26 protein-coding genes are annotated in these 25,066 nt (G+C 36.1%); 6 read left to right on the top strand and 20 right to left on the bottom strand.

Features of this window, described 5'->3' with window-relative positions:
- Positions 1–380 precede the first annotated feature (380 nt).
- The 10 genes from MHH73_RS04075 to MHH73_RS04030 are packed head-to-tail and all read right to left on the bottom strand — an operon-like array spanning position 381 to position 10,107.
- Positions 381–1,244 carry a hypothetical protein gene (locus MHH73_RS04075; RefSeq protein WP_191816677.1) on the bottom strand — a complete coding sequence of 288 codons (864 nt, stop codon included), beginning with the start codon at positions 1,242–1,244 and terminating at the stop codon, positions 381–383.
- A gap of 13 nt (positions 1,245–1,257) precedes the next feature.
- Positions 1,258–2,211: a hypothetical protein gene (locus MHH73_RS04070; protein ID WP_341064905.1), complete on the bottom strand. Its 954-nt coding sequence runs from the start codon at positions 2,209–2,211 to the stop codon at positions 1,258–1,260.
- Positions 2,201–3,076: a cell division protein FtsX gene (locus MHH73_RS04065; RefSeq protein ID WP_341064903.1), complete on the bottom strand. Its 876-nt coding sequence runs from the start codon at positions 3,074–3,076 to the stop codon at positions 2,201–2,203. Before MHH73_RS04065 ends, MHH73_RS04070 begins: the two co-directional genes overlap by 11 nt.
- Positions 3,066–3,713, bottom strand: coding sequence for a cell division ATP-binding protein FtsE (locus tag MHH73_RS04060; protein WP_341064901.1), 648 nt, complete (start codon positions 3,711–3,713; stop codon positions 3,066–3,068). The genes MHH73_RS04065 and MHH73_RS04060 overlap by 11 nt, the downstream gene beginning before the upstream one ends.
- Before the next feature lie 2 nt (positions 3,714–3,715).
- Positions 3,716–4,324 (bottom strand): hypothetical protein, encoded by a 609-nt coding sequence (locus MHH73_RS04055; protein WP_191816681.1) that lies wholly within the window; start codon positions 4,322–4,324, stop codon positions 3,716–3,718.
- Positions 4,321–4,956 carry a phosphate starvation-inducible protein PhoH gene (locus MHH73_RS04050; RefSeq protein WP_341064897.1) on the bottom strand — a complete coding sequence of 212 codons (636 nt, stop codon included), beginning with the start codon at positions 4,954–4,956 and terminating at the stop codon, positions 4,321–4,323. Before MHH73_RS04050 ends, MHH73_RS04055 begins: the two co-directional genes overlap by 4 nt.
- Before the next feature lie 3 nt (positions 4,957–4,959).
- Positions 4,960–5,754 (bottom strand): ABC transporter ATP-binding protein, encoded by a 795-nt coding sequence (locus MHH73_RS04045; RefSeq protein ID WP_341064895.1) that lies wholly within the window; start codon positions 5,752–5,754, stop codon positions 4,960–4,962.
- Positions 5,751–7,439 carry a dipeptide/oligopeptide/nickel ABC transporter permease/ATP-binding protein gene (locus MHH73_RS04040; protein WP_225230742.1) on the bottom strand — a complete coding sequence of 563 codons (1,689 nt, stop codon included), beginning with the start codon at positions 7,437–7,439 and terminating at the stop codon, positions 5,751–5,753. Before MHH73_RS04040 ends, MHH73_RS04045 begins: the two co-directional genes overlap by 4 nt.
- Positions 7,432–8,445: an ABC transporter permease gene (locus MHH73_RS04035; protein WP_341064894.1), complete on the bottom strand. Its 1,014-nt coding sequence runs from the start codon at positions 8,443–8,445 to the stop codon at positions 7,432–7,434. The genes MHH73_RS04040 and MHH73_RS04035 overlap by 8 nt, the downstream gene beginning before the upstream one ends.
- A gap of 15 nt (positions 8,446–8,460) precedes the next feature.
- Complete coding sequence (locus MHH73_RS04030) at positions 8,461–10,107, bottom strand: ABC transporter substrate-binding protein (protein ID WP_341064893.1); 1,647 nt, start codon at positions 10,105–10,107, stop codon at positions 8,461–8,463.
- A gap of 491 nt (positions 10,108–10,598) precedes the next feature.
- Here MHH73_RS04030 and MHH73_RS04025 point away from each other — a divergent pair, with 491 nt between their 5' ends.
- A complete protein-coding gene (locus MHH73_RS04025; protein ID WP_341064892.1) occupies positions 10,599–10,904 on the top strand; it encodes a putative quinol monooxygenase in 306 nt (101 codons plus the stop codon).
- Between the two features lie 89 nt (positions 10,905–10,993).
- Here the strand turns inward: MHH73_RS04025 and MHH73_RS04020 are convergent, their stop codons facing one another.
- On the bottom strand, positions 10,994–12,487 hold the full coding sequence (locus MHH73_RS04020; protein ID WP_341064890.1) for an FAD-dependent monooxygenase: 1,494 nt from the start codon (positions 12,485–12,487) through the stop codon (positions 10,994–10,996).
- 18 nt (positions 12,488–12,505) lie between these two features.
- Positions 12,506–13,663: a YhgE/Pip domain-containing protein gene (locus MHH73_RS04015; RefSeq protein ID WP_341069666.1), complete on the bottom strand. Its 1,158-nt coding sequence runs from the start codon at positions 13,661–13,663 to the stop codon at positions 12,506–12,508.
- Positions 13,664–13,822: 159 nt separating this feature from the next.
- Between MHH73_RS04015 and MHH73_RS04010 the strand changes: the two genes are divergently transcribed.
- Complete coding sequence (locus tag MHH73_RS04010) at positions 13,823–14,437, top strand: TetR/AcrR family transcriptional regulator (protein ID WP_341064886.1); 615 nt, start codon at positions 13,823–13,825, stop codon at positions 14,435–14,437.
- Positions 14,438–14,516: 79 nt separating this feature from the next.
- Positions 14,517–14,642, top strand: coding sequence for a hypothetical protein (locus MHH73_RS04005; RefSeq protein WP_341064884.1), 126 nt, complete (start codon positions 14,517–14,519; stop codon positions 14,640–14,642).
- A 13-nt stretch (positions 14,643–14,655) separates the two neighbouring features.
- On the opposite strand, the gene MHH73_RS04000 is transcribed toward MHH73_RS04005, so the two are convergent.
- From MHH73_RS04000 to MHH73_RS03970, 7 genes are all read right to left on the bottom strand, one after another.
- The gene (locus MHH73_RS04000; RefSeq protein WP_341064882.1) at positions 14,656–15,504 is read right to left on the bottom strand and encodes a GNAT family N-acetyltransferase; all 849 of its coding nucleotides are present in this window, start codon (positions 15,502–15,504) and stop codon (positions 14,656–14,658) included.
- Between the two features lie 62 nt (positions 15,505–15,566).
- The gene (locus MHH73_RS03995; protein ID WP_191816687.1) at positions 15,567–15,743 is read right to left on the bottom strand and encodes a DUF3976 domain-containing protein; all 177 of its coding nucleotides are present in this window, start codon (positions 15,741–15,743) and stop codon (positions 15,567–15,569) included.
- A gap of 20 nt (positions 15,744–15,763) precedes the next feature.
- Positions 15,764–16,138 (bottom strand): permease, encoded by a 375-nt coding sequence (locus MHH73_RS03990; protein ID WP_341064878.1) that lies wholly within the window; start codon positions 16,136–16,138, stop codon positions 15,764–15,766.
- 1 nt (position 16,139) lies between these two features.
- A complete protein-coding gene (locus MHH73_RS03985) occupies positions 16,140–16,352 on the bottom strand; it encodes a helix-turn-helix transcriptional regulator (RefSeq protein ID WP_191816689.1) in 213 nt (70 codons plus the stop codon).
- Positions 16,353–16,479: 127 nt separating this feature from the next.
- Positions 16,480–16,707, bottom strand: a complete 228-nt coding sequence (locus MHH73_RS03980; protein ID WP_191816690.1) for a helix-turn-helix domain-containing protein — start codon at positions 16,705–16,707, stop codon at positions 16,480–16,482.
- Positions 16,708–16,716: 9 nt separating this feature from the next.
- Positions 16,717–17,190 (bottom strand): DUF2975 domain-containing protein, encoded by a 474-nt coding sequence (locus MHH73_RS03975; protein ID WP_191816691.1) that lies wholly within the window; start codon positions 17,188–17,190, stop codon positions 16,717–16,719.
- A gap of 316 nt (positions 17,191–17,506) precedes the next feature.
- Positions 17,507–18,736: an acyl-CoA thioesterase/bile acid-CoA:amino acid N-acyltransferase family protein gene (locus MHH73_RS03970; protein WP_341064874.1), complete on the bottom strand. Its 1,230-nt coding sequence runs from the start codon at positions 18,734–18,736 to the stop codon at positions 17,507–17,509.
- Positions 18,737–19,230: 494 nt separating this feature from the next.
- Here MHH73_RS03970 and MHH73_RS03965 point away from each other — a divergent pair, with 494 nt between their 5' ends.
- Together MHH73_RS03965 and MHH73_RS03960 are read left to right on the top strand one after the other, a co-directional pair.
- On the top strand, positions 19,231–22,314 hold the full coding sequence (locus MHH73_RS03965; protein WP_341064871.1) for a sensor histidine kinase: 3,084 nt from the start codon (positions 19,231–19,233) through the stop codon (positions 22,312–22,314).
- Positions 22,315–22,479: 165 nt separating this feature from the next.
- Positions 22,480–23,595 (top strand): response regulator, encoded by a 1,116-nt coding sequence (locus tag MHH73_RS03960; RefSeq protein WP_341064870.1) that lies wholly within the window; start codon positions 22,480–22,482, stop codon positions 23,593–23,595.
- Positions 23,596–23,611: 16 nt separating this feature from the next.
- Here the strand turns inward: MHH73_RS03960 and MHH73_RS03955 are convergent, their stop codons facing one another.
- The gene (locus MHH73_RS03955) at positions 23,612–23,743 is read right to left on the bottom strand and encodes an anti-repressor SinI family protein (RefSeq protein WP_191816695.1); all 132 of its coding nucleotides are present in this window, start codon (positions 23,741–23,743) and stop codon (positions 23,612–23,614) included.
- 416 nt (positions 23,744–24,159) lie between these two features.
- Between MHH73_RS03955 and MHH73_RS03950 the strand changes: the two genes are divergently transcribed.
- Positions 24,160–25,017 (top strand): manganese catalase family protein, encoded by an 858-nt coding sequence (locus MHH73_RS03950; protein WP_191816696.1) that lies wholly within the window; start codon positions 24,160–24,162, stop codon positions 25,015–25,017.
- Positions 25,018–25,066: the final 49 nt, after the last annotated feature.

Here is a 25,066-nt window from a genome sequence, read left to right as displayed (position 1 = left end):
ATAATATATTTGGTATTATTTGTTTAAATGTCTAGCTTATTCCTATAAACCTAAATTAATAAACAGCTGAGAGAAACATGTTTTTTGGGTGGTCTTTAATTGTCAATTCACACAAATTCGGAGTTAAATTGCAGATTAGGGGACTAAATAGAAGGTTAATGATTTATAAATGAAATTACTTGGAGACCGAAGGGTGTGGTTTTTGAATCTGAATGACGTGCAAATACCTGCTACTTGGCTTTTGAGCTTTTGACTTAATAGGTTGACTTAAATGTAAAAGTCTTCAAGCGATAACTCAATTGACCCCACTTCAAACAAATAAAAAACCGTAACAGAAAACGATTGATCCGTTTCTTGTTACGATTATATTCCCAATCTAACTATTTCCTTTTCTTCATATACAAACCGACAACAATCAGAACGACAACAACAACTAACCCAATAAATAACCAATTCGCATGATGTTCATCTTTTTCTACCACTACCTCAGCAGCTTCTGTCTTACTCTCTTCATGAATAGAAGATGTTTCTCCCTCAACTACAGGTTGATCTTCAGATATAGATAAGAACTGCGCCACCTCTTCACCATTATCGTGATGGTCTTCCATTAGTAATGAGGTTGTCACATACATTCCTTCCCAAATAGTAGGGTCAACAGATGATGCATCTACATATGGATGAGCAGCAAGAGTGATCGTTTCATTACCTATTTGGATATGATATTGGTGCGTATCTTTCCCATCAACACTTATCTCTTTTTGTTCGACAGCTTCAACTAGACCAACTGGTCCTTCTGTAAAGCCTGCCTCTTCAATTAACGAACCTCCATGTTCACTAATAAATTTAGCAAATGCTTCTCTTGTTAATCCTTCAGAACCATTTTCAATTGCCAGTTCACCTGCAAAAAAAGCTTCATTTACATCAGCAACTGTCGCGTTCCCCTCAAGTGAAGAAATCCTCCCATCTTCTACTGCTTGTTGGGCCGTATTTTCCCCTTCAAGGTGATAATATGCTGCGAGAAACTCAGCCAATTCTTTCATCGTCAATTTGTCATTTGGTCTGAATGTGGCAGTTTCGTCTTGGTTATTCGTCATCCCTAAAGCGGTAATAAACAATATCTCACCTTTTGCCTCTGTATAATTTAAATCATTATAAGCATTATCCGCATTCATCACATGTGCATGAACTTGTGACGTTATCAGTATAAATAACACTGCACAGATACTGACGATTTTCTTCCACATCTCTTTTCTCTCCTTATTTGGTTTGTAATTGTAGATAACCATTTTTTTGAGTAAAATATGGTTGGTCCACCCCATCTAAGTTCTTCAAAGTTTCATAGGATAAGGTAAATGGAATCAATTCATCCAATAACTCCTTCGGTAAGAAAAATCCATTATAAAAGCCTTCTTCTAAGATTAAGCTTGCTGATTGTCCATCCTTATTCTGTAGGACTTGACCGATTAAAATAACATGTCCCTCCGGACGCTCGTACACCATATACACATGATCTGCCCGAAAATAATAGGATAAGTCACTTTCAGTATTTAGCCATTCTCCTGACAATCGATACGTACCATCTGGTTGAGCCTCTGCCCAATGAGTTAACTCTTCATTAATTCGCTTATTATCGCGCTCAATACCGGCAATAATATGATCTTCTATTTCAGCCGTCCAATCGATATCTAAATAGTTAGCGATCTGTTCTAATCCTAAACCTTCATTTTCTGCTAAATATGTCGCCCTAGCTTGGATGTTTTTCTCAATCATTCCTAATAACTCTTGATGACCTTCTAGCGCATCCTTTGCTGCCTCAAGTTGCTTAAACGACAGATAAAGTGTGTTTAATTCCTCTAAATACGCATGAATCTCCTGTTGCAAAAGCCAGTAATTCCCTTGAATATCAACAATATCTTTTCCGCTTTTAGTCATAGCGAGCCATGTATCTAGACCGACGTCACTATAAAATTGCAGCTGATCAACTGCTATACCTTGATCCTGCTTGAATGTTGTTTCTAGCGATTCCACCTGTGGCTCTAGTTCAGCTATTTGCTTCTCTGTTGCCTTCATCTCATCCTTTAACTTATCAATCGTTGATTCATCATAGACAATTGCAAGAAAGTCAGCAAAAGCGCCTGTCAAGTGAGCATAAACAGGAAGTGTAAGTCCCATAACAAGCACAATAGTGAGTATGACTTTTTTAAACATCACGAATCAACTTCCTTGTTGCAAGAAAACTTGCCCCAATGCCAATCACTATACTTACAATACATTGCATACTAAAGACGATGATCCGATTAGAGCTATCTAACTGTATTAAAAAAGGCACAGCTTGTTCAATTGGCTGTAAAACCAGTTCAAATAGAGCAAAGGTAGAGAAAAGGCTGATGATACCGCCCACGAATCCAAGTAATAAACCTTCAATTAAAAATTGTAATCTGACATGAGTAGGATTCGCTCCTACTAATAGCTTGACACGAATTTCTTTTTCTCTTTGATATAATGCTAGATGAAAAGCAATGTAGGCAACCATACAAGCAATGATTAGAAGAATGAGGGCAATGATACTACCATATGTATCAACTTTATTAATCCACCCATACAGTGTCTGAGCCATCTCTTGTGGATAGATGACTGCTTCAATGCCCTGCATACCATCTAAAGACCGAGCCACTTCCTCTATTAAACTTGCATCTGTCACTTGGACTCTAATAGCATCATTCATCGCCCCATTCGTAAAGGAATCCAACAAATGCTCTCTATTCACAAAAAAATGTGAGAGACCAGCTAACACTTCATCGCCTGATTCTACTTCTACAGATTGAATAAAATCATTCTCTGCAAGCACAGAAGATAGTTGTTCGGTATCATACCCTTCCTCTACGTACACCTTCATTGAGATTTGCGACTCCACATAAGTGATAGTATCTTCAAGGGCGAGCCTCATTAAAAGCAGACAACCGATTAAAGTGACAGCTACAAAGATAAGAATAATAGATGCAAGCGATGCACCTTTATTTCGCTTCAGTCCAGATTGGACATCGTCCCATATATAGCGCAGTGACTCAAAGCTCATAAACCTTTCCTCCCTCAATCACCCATGACTTCTCATTCATTTGTTGAATCAGTTGTTCAGAGTGAGTGATGACCAACATAGCTACACCTTCTTCTTCGTGTAGCTCTTTTAACAAGGTTAATATTTCGAGAGAAGTTTCTCTGTCAAGATTGCCAGTTGGTTCATCAGCAAGAATGAGCTTTGGTTTATTCAATAAGGCACGAACAACAGCTGTACGTTGTTGTTGCCCTCCTGATAGTTGCTTCGGAAAATGGTGGAGATGATCTGCCAGTCCTACTCTTGTTAGTAGACGGACCGCTTCGTTCTCTATCTCCGTTTGTTTTTTTCCTAACACCTTTCCTGCAAGCATGACATTTTCTAACACTGTCTTTCGCTCTAATAGTTCAAAGGATTGGAAGACTACACCCATTTTTCTACGTAATTCATATTTCTTCATTTGTCCAATCTCTTGCCCATCAATCAGAATGTCTCCGCTATCTCTCTCTATTTCTCTGTAAAGTAATTTAATTAACGTGCTCTTTCCAGACCCAGATTTTCCTTTTAAAAATGCGAACTCATTCGATTCAAGCTGAAATTGGACGTCCTGTAAAACCTTTCTGTCTCCGTAACTCTTTGATACACGATTTAATACAATCACGATTAAATCTTACCTTCCTCAAGCCAAGGAAGAAATCCGCGTAAAAATCTTTCTGTTGCCGGCATAAAATAAGAACCGTAATGAAAATCAGGATCGAGCGTCGTATTAATCCAAGTTCCTTTTGAACTTACTTTATCAATATAAAACACCGCTCCACCATCTTCTGTCGCTACTAATACTTCACTACCTTCGGGTGGCCAGTATACACCGTGTTGATGCCATGTTGCATCAGATAAGGTTAGATAATTTTGGAATAAATCATGGTTTTCTCCTGTTAATACGAGACCGCTTTTCGCATCTTTCTCTAACCACCACCAAAAATTCGTAATGCGGAACTCCCAATCATGTTTAGGTAACCAATCAAAGCCTTGCGGACCAAACGTCACAACAATCCCACCATTATCTGCATAAGCATGAATTTTTTCGACGTTTTCCTTTAAGAGTCCTAAATGCGTTTGTGATGGAATGAGCAAAACATCGATATCTTCAAAAGATGCCTCTGCTAACTCTCTAATAGGAATTAATTGATGGAAATGTTTAGCGAACTCAGACGTTTTGTATGTGCGGTGGTGCTGTGAACTTCCTCCATAAACAACAGCAATCTTTCTCATGATTGTACCCCCTGAATTGTTTTACTATATTCCTCTTCTACCCATTGTTTTAATTGTGGGGAAATGCGTGACGTTGTTTTCTCTAGATCATTACTTCCCATATAACCGAATAAGTCAAAGCCCACATGAACAAGAATCGTCCCGTTTGTACTTTGGCGATCGATATATGTAATCGGTTCTTTTCCATCTAATGTAAGAAGCACCTCTGCCCCTTCTGGTAACGGATGATGACCACGAGCAAAAAATCCAGCTACTCCTTTATTAAACGTCATATCATCCTCTAGTACTCCTTCAAAAATCGGGTGATTTGATGCAATTTTTACTGCATAATCTTGAAAACTCTTAATCTCCTTCGGCACAAACGGGCGGCCGCCTGGTAACCAATCTGTAACTAGATTGCCAGAGAATACGACGATTTTTCCTTCATCTAAAAATGATGAAATTATTTCCTTATGTTCAAACAGAAAGTCCTGATCGCACATACCCCCAATAACTAAACAGGCATAAGGAGTTAAGTCAGTATATGGTAACTCGTAAATATCTACATGTGTAAAGCCAGTTGAATCTTGATTTTCTAAACGAGTTTGAGCAAAAACACCACCCGCGTTTAATGAGATAAATTGAATAGTCATTTTTTAACCTCCATGATTTTCTAATATGAATAATGCTTCTATTAAAGTTTTCGTATAAGGATGTACCGGATTCATAATGACATCTAATGTTTCCCCAGTTTCAACGATTTCTCCATTTTTTAAAACAATCAATCGATCGCAAAAGTCACGTGTTAACGCAATATCATGTGTAATAAATAAATAGGATGTACCTTCTTGTTCGTTCATCTTTTTCATTAGCCGAATTAAATCCAGACGTAAAGATGTATCTAGCATAGAGGTTGGCTCGTCAGCTAATATCAGTTTCGGTTTACACACAAATGCTCTTGCTAATCCCACTCTTTGTCTTTCCCCACCAGATAATTCATGTGGATAACGGTTCATATAATAGTTTGGTTCGAGATTTACACTCCGAAGTGCCTCTTTCACCAATTGGGTTCTTTGCTCAAGATTGCCCTTTTCAATTTGTAAAATATGAAGGGGCTCTGCAACAATCTCATGAATCTTCATCCGGCTCGACAATGCCTCATAAGGATCTTGAAAGACCATTTGAATATCTTTCGCTAATTGACGGCGTACTTTCGCCTTCATTTTAGTTAGCTCATGACCAACAAAAAGGATTTCTCCACTATCTGCTGTTTCTAAGCCACTTATTATGCGACCAATCGTACTCTTGCCTGCCCCGCTTGCACCGATTAAACCGACAATTTCCCCTTCCTTCATGGAAAAAGATACATCGGATAATACTTTCGTCTGCAAGGAAGGTGAGCGATAGAATGATTTTTTCAATGAATTAATGCGTAATAAATCCGCACTCATCGGCTCACCTCCACTGTTTCTTTCTTCGGATATAGCGTTGGTATACTATCGATTAGCACTCTTGTATAAGGGTTTGTCGATAACTTAGATAACTCAACAGATGGTCCTTCATCTACCTTTCGCCCTTCCTTCATAATCATAAGTCGATCAGTCACACTCAAAACGGAAGGAAGGTCGTGGGAGATATAAATCATTGAAATACCTAACTCTTTTTGTAGTTTCCGTAATAATTGCACAATCTCTACCTGGACAATGGCATCAAGTCCTGTTGTTGGTTCATCTGCAATAACTAGTTTGGGCTTATTAATTAAAGCCATCGCAATGATTACCCTTTGCTTCATTCCACCAGATAATTCATGCGGATAGGCGAAGCGCCATTTCTCATCTAAACCTACCTTTTGTAATACTTCAACAACTCGCTCATCCATTACTTTGGCACTTAATTGATAATGTGCCCTGATGGCTTCTTGCAACTGCTTATCAATACGGATAACAGGATTTAATGCATTCATGGCCGCTTGTGCAATATAGCCAATTTCCTTCCCGCGCATTTGCCTAAGTCCTTCATCATCAAAATGCTGTACGAGGTTCCCTTCAAAGTAAATCTCACCTGACTCTTTCGCCGGTCTCTTTAATTGTTGAATAATCGCTGTAGCAATGGTTGACTTGCCACTTCCTGATTCGCCAACAATCCCTAGCACTTCACCATTTTTCACCGCGAAACTTATATCATCAACAACAGAGCGATAATCACCTGATTTTGGGTATGCAACTGTGAGACTCTCAACAGACAGCAGAACACCTTTTGATGAATGATGTTCTTTTGTTTTGACAAGTTGTTTCTTCCTTTTTTCTCTTACAGAATAATCGCCTAAACGTGGATTGAATCTTTCTTCTAGATAGTAGCCCATCAATGAAAAGGCTAAAACGACAATCACGATACATACGCCTGGAGGAATAATCCACCACATCCAAGCTTCTGTTAAGAAAGCACTTCGGCTATTCGCATAAAATAAAATACTTCCCCAACTCTTTGTTAACGGGTCACCCATTCCTAAAAAGCTTAAAGAGGATTCCATTAAAATGGCTGCATTCACTCCTGTTACGAACTGAGGGATAAAGATCGGTACCACGCCAGGTATTATATGTTTATAAAAAATATAAAAGTGGCTTGCACCCATTGTTTTTGCTGCTAAAACAGGGCCAGTATGTTTGATAGAAAGGGTTTGTGCGCGAATTTGTCTCGCTTTACCTGCCCACATAACTAATGTAATAACAAACACTAATGTAAAAATCCCTGCTCCCATATAAACTGCCACAACAATCATTAATGGCAGGAAAGGTAAGGTAAGAACGATATCTATTATTCTTAATACTACTGTTTCAAATCTACCGCCTATATATCCAGCTAACACACCTATTAAACCACCGATAAAAACGGCTAGAATAGCTGAGGCAATACCAATAAAAAGTGAAGTCCTAGCGCCTACAGCCAACTCTGCCAATAGATCTTGCCCCATATCATTTGTACCTAATAGATGTTCGAGATTAGGAGATTGAAAAGGAGGTCCTGATGCTTTATAGGCATCGTATGGAATCATCATAGGTCCAAAAATGGCAAATATCAACATAGCTGAGAATAAAACTAAACCCGTTAGGCCAATCCACTTTGTTGTTTTACGCATGAGTGATCTCCTCCCCTTTCTCTTCTTTCCTATTGCGAACACGCGGATCAAATAATGGATACGTTAAATCAGCAATTAAATTGGCCAATATGACTCCCATTGTCACAAGTAAAAAGACACCTTGTAGCATAGGGAAATCTCTAGCCGTTACGCTTTCATACAACAAGCGACCAATTCCTGGGTATGAATAGACCGTTTCAATGACGACCGCTCCACCAAGTAATGTTCCCACACTTAATGTGAAATGGGTGTAAATTGGTAATAAAGCATTTCTTAAAGCATGCTTAAATACAAGTGCTCGTTTCTTAATACCTTTTGCTTCAGCCACTGTCATATAATCTTGTCCCAATGATTCCAACATACTAGAGCGAGTGAGCAAATAATTAGAGCCGACTGTAGCTAAAGTAATCGTCAGCACTGGTAATATGGCATGGCTAACGACATCATTAATGTAGCCCCAAGTTGTACCATCCTGTACCATTGAGACCGCACCGAAAGTAGGAAACCAACCAAGCTGGACAGCGAATATGGATAGAAACATCATCCCAATCCAAAAGCCAGGAATAGATTCCAATGTCAGCATCCCTGTTAATATGGTTAAATCACGTTTCTTTCCTCGGTTCCATGCCGAATATGCACCCGCACTTACACCAATTACAAGACTAAGAATTAAAGCCGTCCCTACTAACAATAATGTCCAAGGGATTCGTTCTGCTAACACTTCAGTTACTGCCACACCATATTTAATTGAAGTGCCAAAATCTAAAGTGAAAACGCCTTTTAAGTACGTCCAATATTGCTCCCATAAAGACCCACCGAGGCCCAATGAATGTAGGGCCTCTTGTTTTTGTTCTGCTGTTAATTCATTGATTGTTGTTTCACCAAAGAAATATAATAACGGGTCACCCGGAGCAAGACGTGGCAAGGCAAAATTAATCGTTAAAGTAACAAATATCACTAATATATATTGACCTATTTTGTTTTTCACCTTCGCCAAATGCTTCATTATTATCTAACTTCCTTACTCTACTAATTGCACTGGTGTAGTGGAGGAAACTTCACGTGCTTCTTCTGGTAAAAAGCTGAATTTATTAATAATACCAAAGCCTAAAGACTCAACATATTGATCATATACATCTGCGTTATACGCATAGATTTCTTCTGGATAATAAAGGGCTATCGCAGTTGGTTGCTCATTATACAGTGTTTGCATATCAAAAGAGATTGCTTTACGTTCTTCGATTGTAGTCGCATTCATCCAGTTCGATACTAACTCGTCCATTTCTGGATAAGGTAGATCTTTCGTCCAAAGATAAGAAGATCGATGGGACATAATGAACTGATCCGGGTCAGCTACACCATGAGGGCCAATTAAACTTACATAAGATTCAAAGTCATCTTCAGATACAGCTGCTGTATAAGTTGTTGGATCCATTGTTTTCACTTCGAACTTGATGCCGATTTCTTTCATTTGAGTTTGTAACATTTCTGCTGTCCGGATATATAATGGCTCTGCAGAAGAAACACTAATATCAAGTTTTAATTCTTTTCCTTCTGGTGTTTCACGATAACCATCATGATTGCTATCTTCATATCCAAGGTCATCTAACATATTGTTAGCTTCTTCAATATTGAATGGTGTTGATAATTCTGGATTTGTCCATGGTGAATCTGGATGCGGATATCCTTTTTCACCCGCTCTTCCTTGTCCTAAAAGGACTGTACTTACGATACTCTCACGATCAATTCCAAGAGAGATTGCTTGACGAAACTCCTCTGAGTTAAATGGTTTCATCTCATAATTCAATCCAAATTGTACGATTGATAACGGGGATGTACTTGCCAACTTCATAGAGTCAGTTTTTTGTAAAGTTTCTTGTAATTCAGCTGGTACAGTTCTTGTCGTTGTATCAATCTCACCAGATGTCAACGCATTGAACATCGCTGTTGAATCTTTAATAATCGGCATACTCAACTTGTTCACAGTCGGTGCACCCATAAAATAATCAGTATTTGCTTCAAATTGATAATATTGATCTGATTCATATGCTGTTAATTTGAATGGACCTGTTCCAATTGCTAAATCCGTATGTTTGCGTGGATTCTCAACATTTTCCCAAATATGTTTTGGTAAGATGGGTAAATCGGCAAATGTGATAGTTGCCATTGAAGGACAAGCATAAGCGCATTTGAATTCTAATGTTTCCCCATCTTCTAAAATCTCAATGGTATCAACTTTTGGTACTTCACTTACATGGTGCGTATGACGGTTTGGTGGTCCATCACGGTAGTATTCATAAGTAAACTTCACATCTTCAGCCGTAAAGTCTTCGCCATCATGCCACTTAATACCCGAACGAATTTTCACATGCCATGTTGTATCATCTAGCTGCTCTGCTGATTCAGCTAACCAAGGTTGTGGTTCATCTACATAAGGGGATGGAGAAAATAATTTATCGTATACAAGATCTGTTAACCAATCCATGTTTCCTGTATAAATATTCAATGGGCCAACATCACTTGGCACCCCAATTCTCAATTCCTCTACTTCTACATTATTTTTATTCTCGCTACTAGCCTTTCCTGCAGATGATGACTCACTAGAGCTACATCCAGCGATAATCATTAGTACAGCAAGACTAATAAGACCTAATACTTTCTTAAACATCCTCTCCATTTCCCCTCTCTTTTATATAAAATATATTAATATCATTTTTCAATAAGTAGATTATCATAGTTGAGAAAGATTATCAATATCATTTAAGTGGGATAATATTCAATCAACCTTTTAAATATAGAGTTTTATTGACTTTGTTTAAGAAAAATATTCTCAGCCGTTTCTCAATTGGGAATTTTATCATTATAATTTTTGGTTATTATTCAAAATATTGTTAAAATTTTTTTTAGAGAAGGAGTCCTTATTGAAGTTATTTAAGAAGGGTTTATATATAGAAGCGATGGTTGATTGTCCACTGTTTATGGATGAAAAGTGATGTTAGATTAGTGTCCTGAAAGAATCTACAATTAGCTACGATTTTTTTACCCATAATAGATCTCAGGAATAGCTAAAGATAAATACAAATATACTCAATCTTTTCAAGGGTTTTGTTTTATGTAGGCCGAACTATATGGAGTGTGAGACGAATAGGAGGGATATACATGAACCAGTATAGTCAATTTACGAAATTTATGACGAAAGATAACCAAGGGGATGTATTAGTCAATCTTTTTTTACAAGCATCCGAAGAATTGGAACGCCATCAGCCCTGCCAAATTTATCTTATCAATACTGCAAAAAAAGCAGAAAATGTCGTTTATGTATATGAAGTGTGGTCGAGTAAAGAGGCCCACGAAGAGTCGCTTACACTAGAGGTTTTTCAAAAACTAATACAACAAGCGAAGCCAATCATTGTAAATATTGAAGTGGTCAGCACTTTTGAATTTGTTGCTGGAAAAGGGGTATAACAATGATTTAACAAAACGCACTATAGCCCCTCACCTGCTTGAAGCGTAAGGGGCTATACTATTTACCTCGATCAAAGAGCGTCCTAGATTCAGATTCTCACATGCCATTTTTCAACATATGTGTTGATTGCATCAATTCCCTCTTCACAAGCTACTGCCACATGACCATCAGGGCGAATCAAAAGGACTGTTCCCTCTTTTATACCGGCTTTTTCCACAGTTTTTGAATATGGAAAAGAATAAACAGGTATATCTACAGACTTTGTGTTAGATATTGCACCTCCATATACATGAATTTGCCAGTTAAAAGACTGTAACAGGTCATAGTTAATACCAGTAGCAAATTCCACCCATGGGAGGCGTTGTCCAGCAACAACTTTACCAACTTTTCCAGTTGAAAGCATAGAATCTCGATATTGAATCCGTATTTGTGAAACCACTTTGAATAACATATTCCTAACAGCAGCAAACCCCGTCAATTTAGGAATGAGCGTAGGTAGCACAATACTTCGAATCATCTGATTCCCCTTGCCTTTACCGACCATGATGGAGAATAAACGATCAGTGGTTGAAACTAATGTTTTCGCAAAAGCCATTCTCTCATCTTCATATGAGTCAAGAACGCGCGAATTCATTCTCCCATCTATGACAGCACCCAATTTCCAGGAAAGATTAATCGCATCACCAATACCTGTGTTCATCCCCTGTCCACCTGAGGGGCTATGAACATGACCGGCATCACCGGCAATAAATACCCGCCCTTTACGAAAATGCTCACTAATACGATGGTGGACTTTGTAAGTGGAAAACCAGTTTACTTTTGTTAGCTCTAGAGACAACCTTTCTTGTAAATACGGAGCTATATCGGAAAATTGTAATCCATCTTTCTCTTTCAATAGTTCTGGGACAATACCGACCAAACGAAATGAACCGGTTGTACGAATAGGAAAAATAATACAAAATCCTTCGTCAAATAATCGCATCTGAAAACCGTTTGTTTCATTTGATTCGCAATAGACATCTGCAACATAAAAGAGTTGTTCATAGGAACCTCCAATAAAATCAAAACCTAAAGCTTTTCGCACTGTACTATGCGCACCATCACAACCGCAAACATATTGAAACACTTCATCTGACTTCTGTCCTTCCTTATTTAGAAGTGTACTTACCACATTTTTACCTTCCGTGAAAGATTCTAGTTTGGTTTGCCATTCTACTTCCACACCATTTTTAGCAAGTAACGCAATGAGTATCTTTTCATGTTCATCTTGCGGCAAGCTTAAAATATACGGAAAGGGACTTTGCCCTTCCCCCATATTTTCCACATTTAATTTTGCTTTCCGTTTGTCATTTTTGAAGAATTGTAACTGTTTAATTTTAATTCCTTTATCAATGAAATCATCAGCAATACCAAGTTGGTCGTAAAATTCAAGAATTCTTGCCTGAACGACCATTGCTCTTGATTCTTCACCTGGCCCCTTATTTTTATCGATAAGTTTACATGGAATGTTTTGTTTTGTGAGACCTAAGGCTAAAGCTAACCCGGTCGGACCTGCGCCTACAATTAACACTTGATTGTTCACAAGTACTCCCTCATTTCACTATTTTTTTGGTTTCAACCTTAGTGCCATTAAGAAAATCACTACTATACTGACTAAACCAATCCAAAACTGAACAGAAATCATATCCCATGAGAATGATTGTCCAAAATAGAATACCTCTCTTAATCCTTCTACTAAAAATCTCATTGGTAACCAAGAATATATCCAAGTTTGATGGAATGAAGACATCATCTCAGGAGCCATAGATAATAATGGGGCGCCAAAGAATAATAGAAGCGCGAAAATAGCAATGCCCTTAATGCCTAACAAAGATAGCACAGCTAAGATCACTAAAAAGAAACTGAAGGATGTAGCTGATAAAAATAACGCCGTGTCCATAAATGATGGAATGTCCATACCAACTAAATCTTCAGCTAACCACGGCAAGCCAAATCCAATGATGAAAGAAGCAAACAGCCCCATTACAATTTGGCCCACTTTTATAGTAATGTTTTCTTTACGTGAATGTACGGTCATTTTGTTCACAGCAATAAATATAATTGCTGCACTTGCCATGACGGCAATCCAAAGTGGCTGGAATAAAGAGACTGGTGCATTCCCATTTGCACTGTTTTCTCCAACCGCATTCACGTTCTGATGATTCACTACTATCGGGTCAGCTAATGCCTCTGCTTGTGAAACAGAAACAGGAGTATCTGAGTTCTTTAAATCTGTAAAAATTTCCGTACGTAACTGATGATTTAACTGATCAACCATTTGCGTAAGCATTTGATTTGCCATATTTGAGGCAGCTGCATTCATCCCTTGATTAATCATGATCTCGATTTCAGGATTTACTGGACGTTTAGTTTTTAATGAAGCTTGTTTTTCACTGAAATCTTTTGGAATGATAAGTGCAGCATAATAATCTTGATTATCGAGACCTTTTAATAATTCTTTCCTACTTTCTACTTCAGTCCATTTAATGGGCGGTTCATCACCTACTTTATTACCCGCTTTCCTGATATTTTCAACCATCATTCCTCCAATATTGATAGACCCTTGATGAGGTACTTCCACCCCTTCATCCTCATTTACTATCGCAACTGGCAAGTTTTCAGGTGTGGGATTGACTGTTGGAAATAATGTAAGAGAAAAGATAATCAATATAACAAATGCAAGAATGGGTGTAGCCAATGTTAATTTATTTTTAAAAATTTTCATATGGTCGCCTTCTTTTTTAGATATAATATTAAACAACACGTTGTTGGTTATAATTATAAATATCAAGAGGTTGGCCATTCAATAATCAAAAAGAGAGAATCTGTTCTTTATGGAACACATTCTTATCATCTGTCGGTTACGGAGGGAATTTTTTTGATAAACAAGAATCAAGATTTACGTGTAACACGCACAAAACAAGCTATTCGAAAAGCAGTTGCGCAGCTGATTGAGGAAAAAGGATTTGAAAGTGTAACAGTGAAGGATATTACAACAAGAGCCGGGATCAATAGAGGAACCTTTTATGCACATTATGAGGATAAATACGATTTAATGAATTCGTGTCAGGAAGAAATGATGCTTGGACTATCTGAGATTGCTCAGAAAAACATCCCTAAAGTATATGAACAAGTTAATCAGTATCCTGGTGGTTCGCTTTCACTAATCATCAGTATTCTCCAATATATTGAACAACATAAAGACTTTCTTAAAGCCCTTTTAGGACCAAGAGGTGATCTTTCTTTCCAAACAAAGATAAAAGAATTTATGTTCAAAAAGCTATTCGACGACTCCAATGGGCCACTGATTAAAGAAGATCAATTACTAGTGCCAAAGGAATACTTAGTATCTTATATCGCTTCAGCACATATCGGTGTCCTGCAACAATGGTTACTTGGGGGTAAGAATGAAACACCTGAAGAAATCGCGCATATATTATCCACCATTACACTTAATGGACCCTTCTATGCAGCTGGGATTAAAAAGCCATAACTCTTTACAAATCCTACCTTATGCACTATATATCTACACTTGTCCCATTATAAAATAGGTGTAAAAAAGGAGCACACGTATGTTCATTGCTGTAATAGGATTCATCTTTATCATGGCTACTTTATTTTCTATAGAACGTAAATTAGCTAAATCGAATGAATTGCAAGCAGAAATAATTGCGTTATTAAAGGAAAAGAAAGAATAACTAGATTATTTTTTTATCCAAAAGCCTGCGAGGCAATGGCAAATAGTTGATTTGTTCTTGATGGTATCGAATTTGAATGTAACATCATCATTGGTGGCTCATTGATCAACTCAAAACCAGCTGCTACTAACAATTCCTGCAACTCGCCTTGTTGTGCTAGAATATCTATCCTTACGCCCTTTCCTTCTCTTTTCTTAAGCTGACTGATGATTTGAAATGCTGACTGGGTATCTGGTGCAACGATTGGGCCAAGAATAGTATAAACTGGACCAAAGATTGAAAGACCGTACCCGGTTATCTTTCCTTCCTTATTTTTAAGGACTAGGCAATCTTTACTTTGCTTGATTCGCTCTGAAAGAAACTGCGTTCGATTAGCACCAAAGGCTCGCTCATCTAGGGCAATGACTTCTTGAAAATCCTTTTCCTGCTGATATGGCACCACTTGTGGCGAAAATATAAGCGTATGATCATTTAAAAAATGAGTTGGCGCAATCAATTTCTTTACTGCCCCTGCCATTTGGAAGCCGATTTTTTCATAAAGCGGCTGGCCATAGGCTGTTGCGATTAGTTGAATGATTGTTTGCTCATCTACTTGGCCAATACATTCCTTCATTAAGGCCATTGCTAACCCCTTTCCTCGATACTTCTCATGAACAATTACCATACCAATCGAAGCAACCCTCTCCCCGTATGGAATGATTGCTGCAGACGCCACTACCTCACCAGCCTTATTTTTATGGCCGAAAACCTTACCTGAATTTAAAATAGTCGTTACTTCAGCTTGATCATAATCCCAGCCAACTGATTGTGATAATCGGATGATGCCATCTATATCTTGATGAGTTAACTTTTGCGGTATCATATAATCTGGTCTCCCATTCTTTTTTTATAAGATATATTGCCGTATTCCGAGTGATTCTACCGCTAATTAGACAAAACCACAAAGGAAGCAACAAGAACAAAAACAACAGCTAATGATAAACCTAGTTTCACCCAGCCCCTCTTCGTTAATATTTTTTGCTCGTCTTTATCTTTTCTGACTAAAATTGCGATTGAAAGGAAAGCAATCATAAAGACAACAAATGGGAAAAAGGCATTCATCGTTTCACCACTTTCATTGATTAATAGATTTTCGCAAAAATAACAAAGCTTAAAAAAACGGTGATAATCATCAGAGGAGCAAGAAAGTTTAACAATTGCAGTGCTGTTATACTGATGACACTGAAATGCAATAATCCGCTAAAAACAAAATAATATATCAAAAGAGCGATAAAAGAAGCTGATAAACCCTTCGTCCGAATTAATCGCATTCGTTCATCCTTTTGCTTCCATTCTGGATACAGATAACCTAAACAGTAGCACATTATTGCTATGGCAAGTGGCATCAAAAAAGTCATCGTCAGTTCTGTTGCTAAAATCGATACAGTCAGTAAAAATAGCGAGATGATGAGATGAAAAGATCCAATAACAATGAATATCCTTCTCGATCCATCCACTTTACCCCTCTCCTTTCAATGGCTTTTCATATATAAAAATATCTTCTATCTTTGCTTGAAATAAATGAGCAATTTCAAAGGCGAGTGGTAAAGAAGGGTTATATTTTCCCTTTTCTATTGAAATAATGGTTTGCCTTGAAACGCCTAAAGTGGTAGCTAACCGATCTTGTGAATAACCAAACTCTTTTCTATAGTGCATTAAACGATTCTCCATATGTACCACTCCTAATTATATCCATTTTATAGTAAAGGTACCTTTACGTCAAGTTCACTTTACATATTCTTTATTCAAAAAAAAAAAAAACGACTCTCCTTATGAAAAGTCGTTTGTGGTGGTTTTGTTATGTAGCAGAATCGGTCTGTTCATCTTCTTGATATTCAAGTAGGTCACCAGGCTGGCAATCTAATGCTTTGCAGATTGCTTCTAACGTGGAGAACCTTACTGCTTTGGCTTTACTATTTTTAAGAATGGACAAATTCGCCATCGTGATGCCTACTCGTTCTGATAATTCCGTTACACTCATTTTTCTTTTTGCTAACATTACATCGATATTAACGATAATCGCCACATTCTCACCTCAGATGGTCAAATCATTTTCTGACTTTATTTTTAGTACATTATATAAAAGTTCTTGAAGGACTGCGGAAAAAATCGAGAGAACCGTTGTTACAAATATAATAACAAATCCCACCAATGTCACTCCTGGATGAATGGCATCTTGCGTGAATAAAAAGATCATACCAATTAAATAGATTCCACTAATACTGGCACAGGAATATTTAATCGCTCTTAGTGCAGCTACGGAATGCTCTGAAAAACTTTCATTTACACTAATATATCTTAACAGCTTATACCCTTGATACAAAGTAAAATAGAACGGAATGGCCGATAGGTACATCCCAAATAATACGGGATATTTTAAATAAGCATAGGCTGGATTCAGCTCTGCTGTTTCTTTTGCTAAAAACGGCAAGCCGATGCAAATCCCTAACACAATCAAGCCAAGAATCACAATCACCACTTTTAAAAAGAGAACTTTCCCTTGTCTCATAAACACACCTCACAAATTATAATTATGCCTATCTTACCTCATTATTTATTGAAAAACAATAAATATTTATTCCTTACCGTCCTGTGTTTAAGATATATGAAATAGCTAAACATGAATAGCCAATTATCTTACCAAAAGTATTTAATGTATAGAGAGTTATTTAAATGTAAATTACAAAGATAAGAGCCTTACTACAAATAGGTTGCAGTAAGGCTTGTTAAAGCTTGTTCCTTTTATACTCATGCACCTTATCGTATTGTAAGGTAACCAATTATAATGGGTATTAGCGTTAAGGATAGTATTTCGTATTAATGTCTTAAGGCTCATTGAGAAATTCTAGTATTTTACTCCAAGAATCCTTCGCCGCTGCTGCATTCGTTGCTTTTGTACCACCAAAAGTCATTGTCATTCCTCCCCCAACATTCATTAATACATTGGACGGAAGGTTGACGAAGTTATACGGAAAAGATATAAAGTGACCTGCATCCTTATAATACAAATAACGATTTTGACTAGAGTTGTTTTCAGCGTCTTTTAACTTCTCTTCCATCAGTTTTACATATTTTGCTGATGGCCATAGTTGATCATCTTCCCCTGAAATGAACATTACAGGGGCTTTTATCTTTTCAACGGGAATTCTTGATTCCCTAATCCCCTCCTCGTCATTTAACGTGTTATCCCAAATCGAAAGATAAGAAATTGGTTGTTTTAATATCCAGTTTTTAAGTAAAGTGAACATGGTGGAAAATCGATATTTAAACCTTAAATATGGTAATGGTTGTTTATCCATTGTCCATGAGGGTATTGGCGCAAAGATCCCATTTTTCATACCCGCTGTTATATAAGCACTAGGTGCACATGCAATGATTGATTTGTAGTAATCAAAAGTAGCTCCCAAGAGTAGGGCAAGTTCACCGCCTCTCGAATAACCAATTAAACTTACCTTTCCATTCACAAAAGGGTGTTCTTGCAACCAAATAGTTGCTTTTTGAAAGTACTCTAATGGGATATTTTCTAGGTCCTTCGGTACACCTACTCCTCCAAAATAAGACAAGGCAAATGTTATATAACCTTTAGAAGCTAATAAAGCAGCTGCATGTTCCTTCGATCCACCATCGGAACCACTTAATAGAATAACCGCAGGATATTTCCCTTGTGATTCAGGCTGAAATAACGTTCCATTCACTTCTTCAATCTGGATCACTTCTTTTTTTACTCCAGATTTATAGAAATATCGGAATATGGTTAATGAATCTACCTCTACGTCATTTACTATTAAAAACAAGTTGATAGTCACTTTATCCAAGTTGCCTTTCTCATAATAATCATCCAATTTTGAATCAGCATGTTTCATAGACCAAAACAAACCAGAACCATCCACTTCATTATAAGTTCCTTCGATTGGCTTCTGAGAAGATACATCGATTTCGCCTTCTTTATTAGCTATAAATCTAGCATACGAATAAAACATTTTTCCTTTTTCATCATATGTTATTGCTTTTATAAAGACTTCAGCACTGGCCAAACACCCCGATACTTTTATCATTACATCTTCATCAATTTACGAATCTATCGGACTAATTCGCAAAACTGGTCGCATCTAATCCCCTCACTCCACTTTATTAAGAATAGGATTTCAAAAAAATTTATAGCCTCTTACTAATCTGTGTAATCCAAACTCTTATTTACATCTCCTATCATTTATTCACAAGTGTTTCATAGATGATTAATTACAACTTATAAGTTCTTTATTCACTAATTGTGGTTTAAATGACAGTAATAAATAATAACTTCCGAAATTCCCACTCGATATTTTCCTTATTTTCAAAATTATAATACAACTAAATTAATCCAATTAAATCCAAAATAATGATTTACTTCATTAAAGAATTGTATGATAATAATTGGAAAAAAACTCTATATATGGATATATCATATTTTAGTTAAATTGCAAAAATGGAGTAATGACAATACACATCCTCATTTTCTATAGATTGTTAAACTTATATAAATAAATTCTCTGGGTGAAGGATGAAATAAATGAAGATACTAACAAAGAGAAAGTGGATTTTTATTATTATTTTTCTATTAGTTATTACAATTATCCGAGTGTCTTGGATGAACTTCATAGAGAAATTAGATTATCCATCGGCCCCGTCGGCAAAACAAGGTGAATTAGACTTACGGAATTGGGATTTCTCAAATAAACAAACATTTATGTTAAATGGAGAATGGGAATTCTATCCAAACGCTCTCATAACACCAAACTCACTTCCTAAACAAAATAAAAAATATCTTCACATTCCTTCCATTAGTTCCTGGGATGAATCATTTGCAGAAAAAGATAAGTTACGGTATGGGACATATAGGCTAAAAATTTTGATTAATGATAGTGATATTGCTACTCTTGGATTACGGCTAAACTCTGTCAAAGATGCAACATCAATCTATGTGAATGGAAAACTTATAGGGGGCTCAGGAACCCCAGCTATAAAAGAAAATCAGCATGAAGCAAATACGATACCTTATTCCGTTCGTTTTGACACAAATAAGAGTGAAATTGAATTGCTGATACATGTATCGAGTCATCTTAAAGAAGCAGGAATTTTAAAACCTATACGTTTCGGAACGATTGATGCCATTAACCACCGAGTTTACATTTCAAACAATTTACAATTATTGCTTTGTATTGTTTTAGCTTTACATCTTATATATGGCATCATTTTATTCTTTATTGGATCCACTCAAAAAAAAGTAATGATATATTTTTCACTATTATTATTTTCAGCGATTATTAGTGTATTAGCATCTGACGATAAATTGTTATTTACATGGTTTAGTATCGATTATGAACTTCAGGTAAAAATCAGCTATTTATCATATATTGGTATTGCTGCTTTTATCCCGTCCTTTATTCACAATCTATTTCCTAACCCGAAAGATAAAAAAATATTAAGATACTTTTCTCTATATTGTATTTTGGATATAGGTTTTGTCTTACTATCTTCATCCAAAGACATCATTAATCTAATCCAGATTGTACTTGGTAGTGTACTAATATTATCTGTAGTTATATCTATCAACATTCTGCGGAAGTTTATAAATGAGATAGAAGGAATCATCTTCCTTATCATAGGCTGTTTAAGTATCGCTGTTAATTTAATATGGACAAGTAATTTGAGTGATGCATCCATTGATTTGATGCATTATCCTTTTGATCTTATTTTTGCACTACTATCTTTTACGGCATTTTGGTTTAAACGTTTTTTTATTGCGACATCAAATGCAAAAAAACTGGCTGAGCAATTACAGCTCGAAGATCAACGTAAAGATGATTTCTTAATTAAGACTTCTCATGAATTAAGGAACCCATTACATGCAATTACGAATATGGTTCAAACAATTCTAGAGGATAAAGCAAAACCACCTCATAACGAGCACAAAAAACATTTAAGTATCACAATAGATATAAGTAAGAGGATGTCCCTACTATTGAATGATTTACTTGATGTCACTCGTTTGAAACAAAAAACAATTCAACTGAATATTAACAAAGTTCATTTGCCTGTCGTAACAGTAGGGGTCATTGATATGTTGAAATTACTGGGAGATAAAAAACCGGTTAAATTTATAAACGATATATCAAACACATTCCCTCCAGTCCTAGCCGATGAGAATAGACTCATTCAAATTTTGTTTAATCTATTACATAACGCGTTGAAATTCACCGATGAAGGTACAATTATAATCCGTGCTACAAGTATAAATGGAATGGCTCATATTGAAGTTGAGGATACCGGAGTAGGAATGAATACTGACGATATACAAAGAATTTTTAAGCCTTTTGAACAAGCAAGTGAGAATAATAGAACGGATAGTAATGGAATAGGTATTGGGCTGAGTATTTGTAAGGAGTTAGTTGAATTGCACAATGGCGTTTTATCCTTAAAATCAACTTCAGAAAAAGGCTCTATTTTCACATTTACGCTTCCGATACTAAATGAGTGTGTTGAAGCAGAAAACACTTCTCCGTCAAAGATAGATAAACAGATGATTAGTAAAGCTGCTGCAACGATCGAACAAGCTCATTCAGATTCATTTTATGATTTAGAAAATGTTCATCTGAATAAAAGAATGAAGATACTAGCTGTCGACGATGATCCCATTAATTTGTATGTTCTACAAAGTGTTTTAAAAAATGATGGTTATGAAATAACAACGGTATCAAACGGTTTTCAGGCAGTAGCTAAACTTGAAATTGAATCCTATGATCTTGTCATCTCAGATGTTATGATGCCGCAAATGTCTGGTTATGAACTTACCAAGATTATTAGAAAGCGCTTTAGCCTAATTGAACTTCCTGTACTTTTACTAACTGCTAGAACTCGGTCTGAAGATATCTTGACAGGATTACAATCAGGAGCTAATGATTATGTAACAAAACCAGTTGATAGTTGGGAGTTAAAAGCAAGAGTTAGGGGTTTATCTGAATTAAAATTAACTTTTGAAGAACGGTTACGTATGGAGGGAGCTTGGTTACAATCCCAAATTCAACCTCATTTTATCTTTAATACTTTAAACTCAATTGCAGCCCTTAGTATGATCGATACACCTCGAATGCAACTTCTACTTGAGGAGTTTAGCAATTATTTACGTTTAAGCTTTGACTTTAAAAATACTGAACCTACTGTTCCACTTGATTATGAGCTTTCCCTTGTTCGTTCATATATTTATATTGAAAATGAAAGGTTTAGCAATCGTCTAACTGTTATTTGGGAAATAGATGAACATGTTGATATACATGTACCGCCCCTCTCCATCCAAACACTTGTGGAGAACGCTGTGAAACATGGAATTCTACAGAAAACAAGTGGAGGGACGATTCGTATCCAGATAAGAAAACAGAATACCTTTACTCATATCTCTATCATTGATAATGGCCAAGGAATATCAACAGATAAACTTCAAGATATTTTTAATCAAAAAAATGATTACTCTGAAGAACAGGGCATCGGATTACTTAATACAGATCGTAGATTAAGGCAACTATATGGGAAAGGTCTAAAGATTAAGAGTGAACCTGGACAAGGAACCGTTGTTAGCTTCTCCATTCCCAATAAATGAGTCGTTTGATTTGAAGGCACTACTTCATTTGAACAATCTTTATAAACCAATGATCTAAGATTCACTCGGTAGAATGAAAGTTTCACTTAGTTGAAAGCATCATAGTTATCCCTATTTTTTATTAATTGTATAATATCACCAATAATTCTCCAAAGGAGTCGACAGATGATTAAAGCAATTTTAGTAGATGACGAGAAGCTTTCTCTTGATTTATTAACAAAACAATTGCAAGCATTTCCGGAAATCGAAATTGTAAAAGCATATTCACAACCAACAAATATTCTAGAAGATATAAAACAAGAAAAAATAGATGTTGCTTTTTTAGACATCGAGTTAACTGAAGGCAACGGTTTAGATTTAGCTGAAACTATTTTAACAATTGATGCATCCATATATATTGTTTTTGTTACAGCCCACGCCCAGCATGCTGTCAAAGCATTTGAAATCAATTCGATTGACTATTTATTGAAACCTGTTATGCATAAAAGATTAAAAACGACTGTTGACAGATTAATAGAAAAAATTAAAAAAAGTAGAAACTATGAAGCGCCCAAAGACAAAATACCACTTTATATTCAATGCTTCGGCGAGTTTAACGTTTTTCTAAATAACGAGCCACTCCAATTTAAAACAGCTAAAGTAAAGGAATTATTCGCACTTCTCTTTACTTATATGGATACATACGTCAATCGAGATTATTTAATTGAAAACTTATGGCCAAATCAGGATAGCAAAAAAGCAAAAATAAACCTTCATACATGTTTAACATACTTAAGAAAAATGTTAAACTCTCTTGGTTATACAAATTGTATTAAGTTTGCAAATCAGAGCTATATCTTATCCATTCCGGATATCCATTCAGATTTAAAAATATTTAATGAAGCTATATATAGCTTCATTAAGAATGATAGAAAGTCAATTAGTAGTGCAGAAGAAGCAATAAGTCAATATATCGGTTCATACATGCAATGGAATTATTACGAATGGGCAAATGACATCGCACAAGAAAAACTTAACATGACAATGTACTTGTTAGAAAGTATTATTGAGTATTATTATATTAGCAATACAGATAAGGCCTTGTTTTACTTAGACTTACAACGGAAATTAAACCCGTATATAGATAAAAATATTCAACAAACAATGAACCTTTTCATTAAAAAAGGGAATCGTAGTGAAGCGATAAATTTATTTAAAAATTATAAGGCCTTACTCTCTGCTGAATTAAATATAGAACCTGATCCATCTTTAATAAAGTTATACCAAGATCTTATGAAATAAAAGGAAGGTCGAACGGTTACTTAGCTTCACTCTTTGCCGCATTTAAAAATGCCTTTACTTCTTCAATAGATAAACCAAGCTCTTTTGCTTTTAAAATGAGACTAATCCATTCTGTATCTAATTGGTTGTCATCCTTATACATATCCATTGTACCGTTCACCTACTCCTTAATAATTAATTTTGTTTATTTACTTTATATAATATTTCTCTTAAAACTCTCTTAAATTGAAAAAATTGGAGATAAAAGAAGAAGTGAGAAGCACCTTCATTTGCAGGTCTTTTCACTTCTTCTTTCAACTCATTTTATATATTTCAAAATAATCGAAACCAAAATTAGAAATAGAGTCAATCTATGCAAATATTCTCTACGGTCTCATCTCCCCAATTTAGTCAAAGTTGATTTACTATTGATGCATTTTTGCCTCTATTTATAATCTCATGTTGAAACACAATAAATACCGCTTTCCAAAATAATGAATATATATCCTCCTAATCACGCAAAATACATCTGTGAATAATGTAGCAGCTTCACTTAGTTTCAATACAAGAATGGAGGAATATAGCATGTATTTTTACAAAGAAGATTTAATTAATATGATTGTTCCTGATAAACCCGATCCACACGCAGCCAAAGTCCTTCAAGAAGCACTTGGTGGGCAATTTGGGGAAATGCGTACGTTAATGCAATTCTCATTTCAAAGTGCCAACTTTCGAGGAAAAGCTAAAAAATATCGCGATTTGATTAGAGGTATTTTTTTAGAAGAACTAAGTCATGTAGAACTAGTCCAATCAACAATAAATCAGCTTCTAAATGGTTCCGGTGGAATGAATCCCGGTAATCAAGCAACTGATGGGGCTCCCTTAGATGATGTGATTCAAAATGGGGCAAATCCACATCATTACATTATGGGCGCTAAAGCGTCGTTACCTGTTGACGCTGGTGGAAATCCTTGGAATGGTTCATGGGTTTATGATCACGGCAACTTAATCGCAAACTTAATTAATAATGTTTCTCTAGAGTCTACAGGGGTACTCCAAAAATCAAGAATTTACGAAATGAGTAGTAATAAAACTTTAAGAGAAACGATCGCTTTTCTCATAGTAAGAGATAATGCCCATCAAAATGCATTCGCAAAAGCACTTGAAACATTAGGAGTCGATTGGGGTAAAATACTTCCTGTACCTAATTACGACTTAAATAAATATCCAGAATGTAGAAAATATGTTGACATGGGATTCCATAATGCGCAATTTAATTTCCGTTTAGATGACACATTAATTGGTGAAGTTTTCACTGGAACCACACCTAGTAGAAATGGTGGAGAGCTTTCTGTAACCGAACCACCAAAAGGTTTTCCTGTACCGCAAATGCCTGAGATGCCAAATGAACATGCACCAGGATTATACGATTTAGATAATTAGGGCCTATATAGGCTCTTTTCATCTTAGCACTGTAATTGCTATTCACCGC

It is taken from the genome of Cytobacillus sp. FSL K6-0265 (assembly GCF_038003465.1).
In the GTDB taxonomy this organism is placed as follows: Bacteria; Bacillota; Bacilli; order Bacillales; family Cytobacillaceae; genus Cytobacillus; species Cytobacillus stercorigallinarum.
The sequence above is the reverse complement of the archived record's forward strand: the minus strand, read 5'-3'. Positions and strand labels throughout refer to the sequence as shown.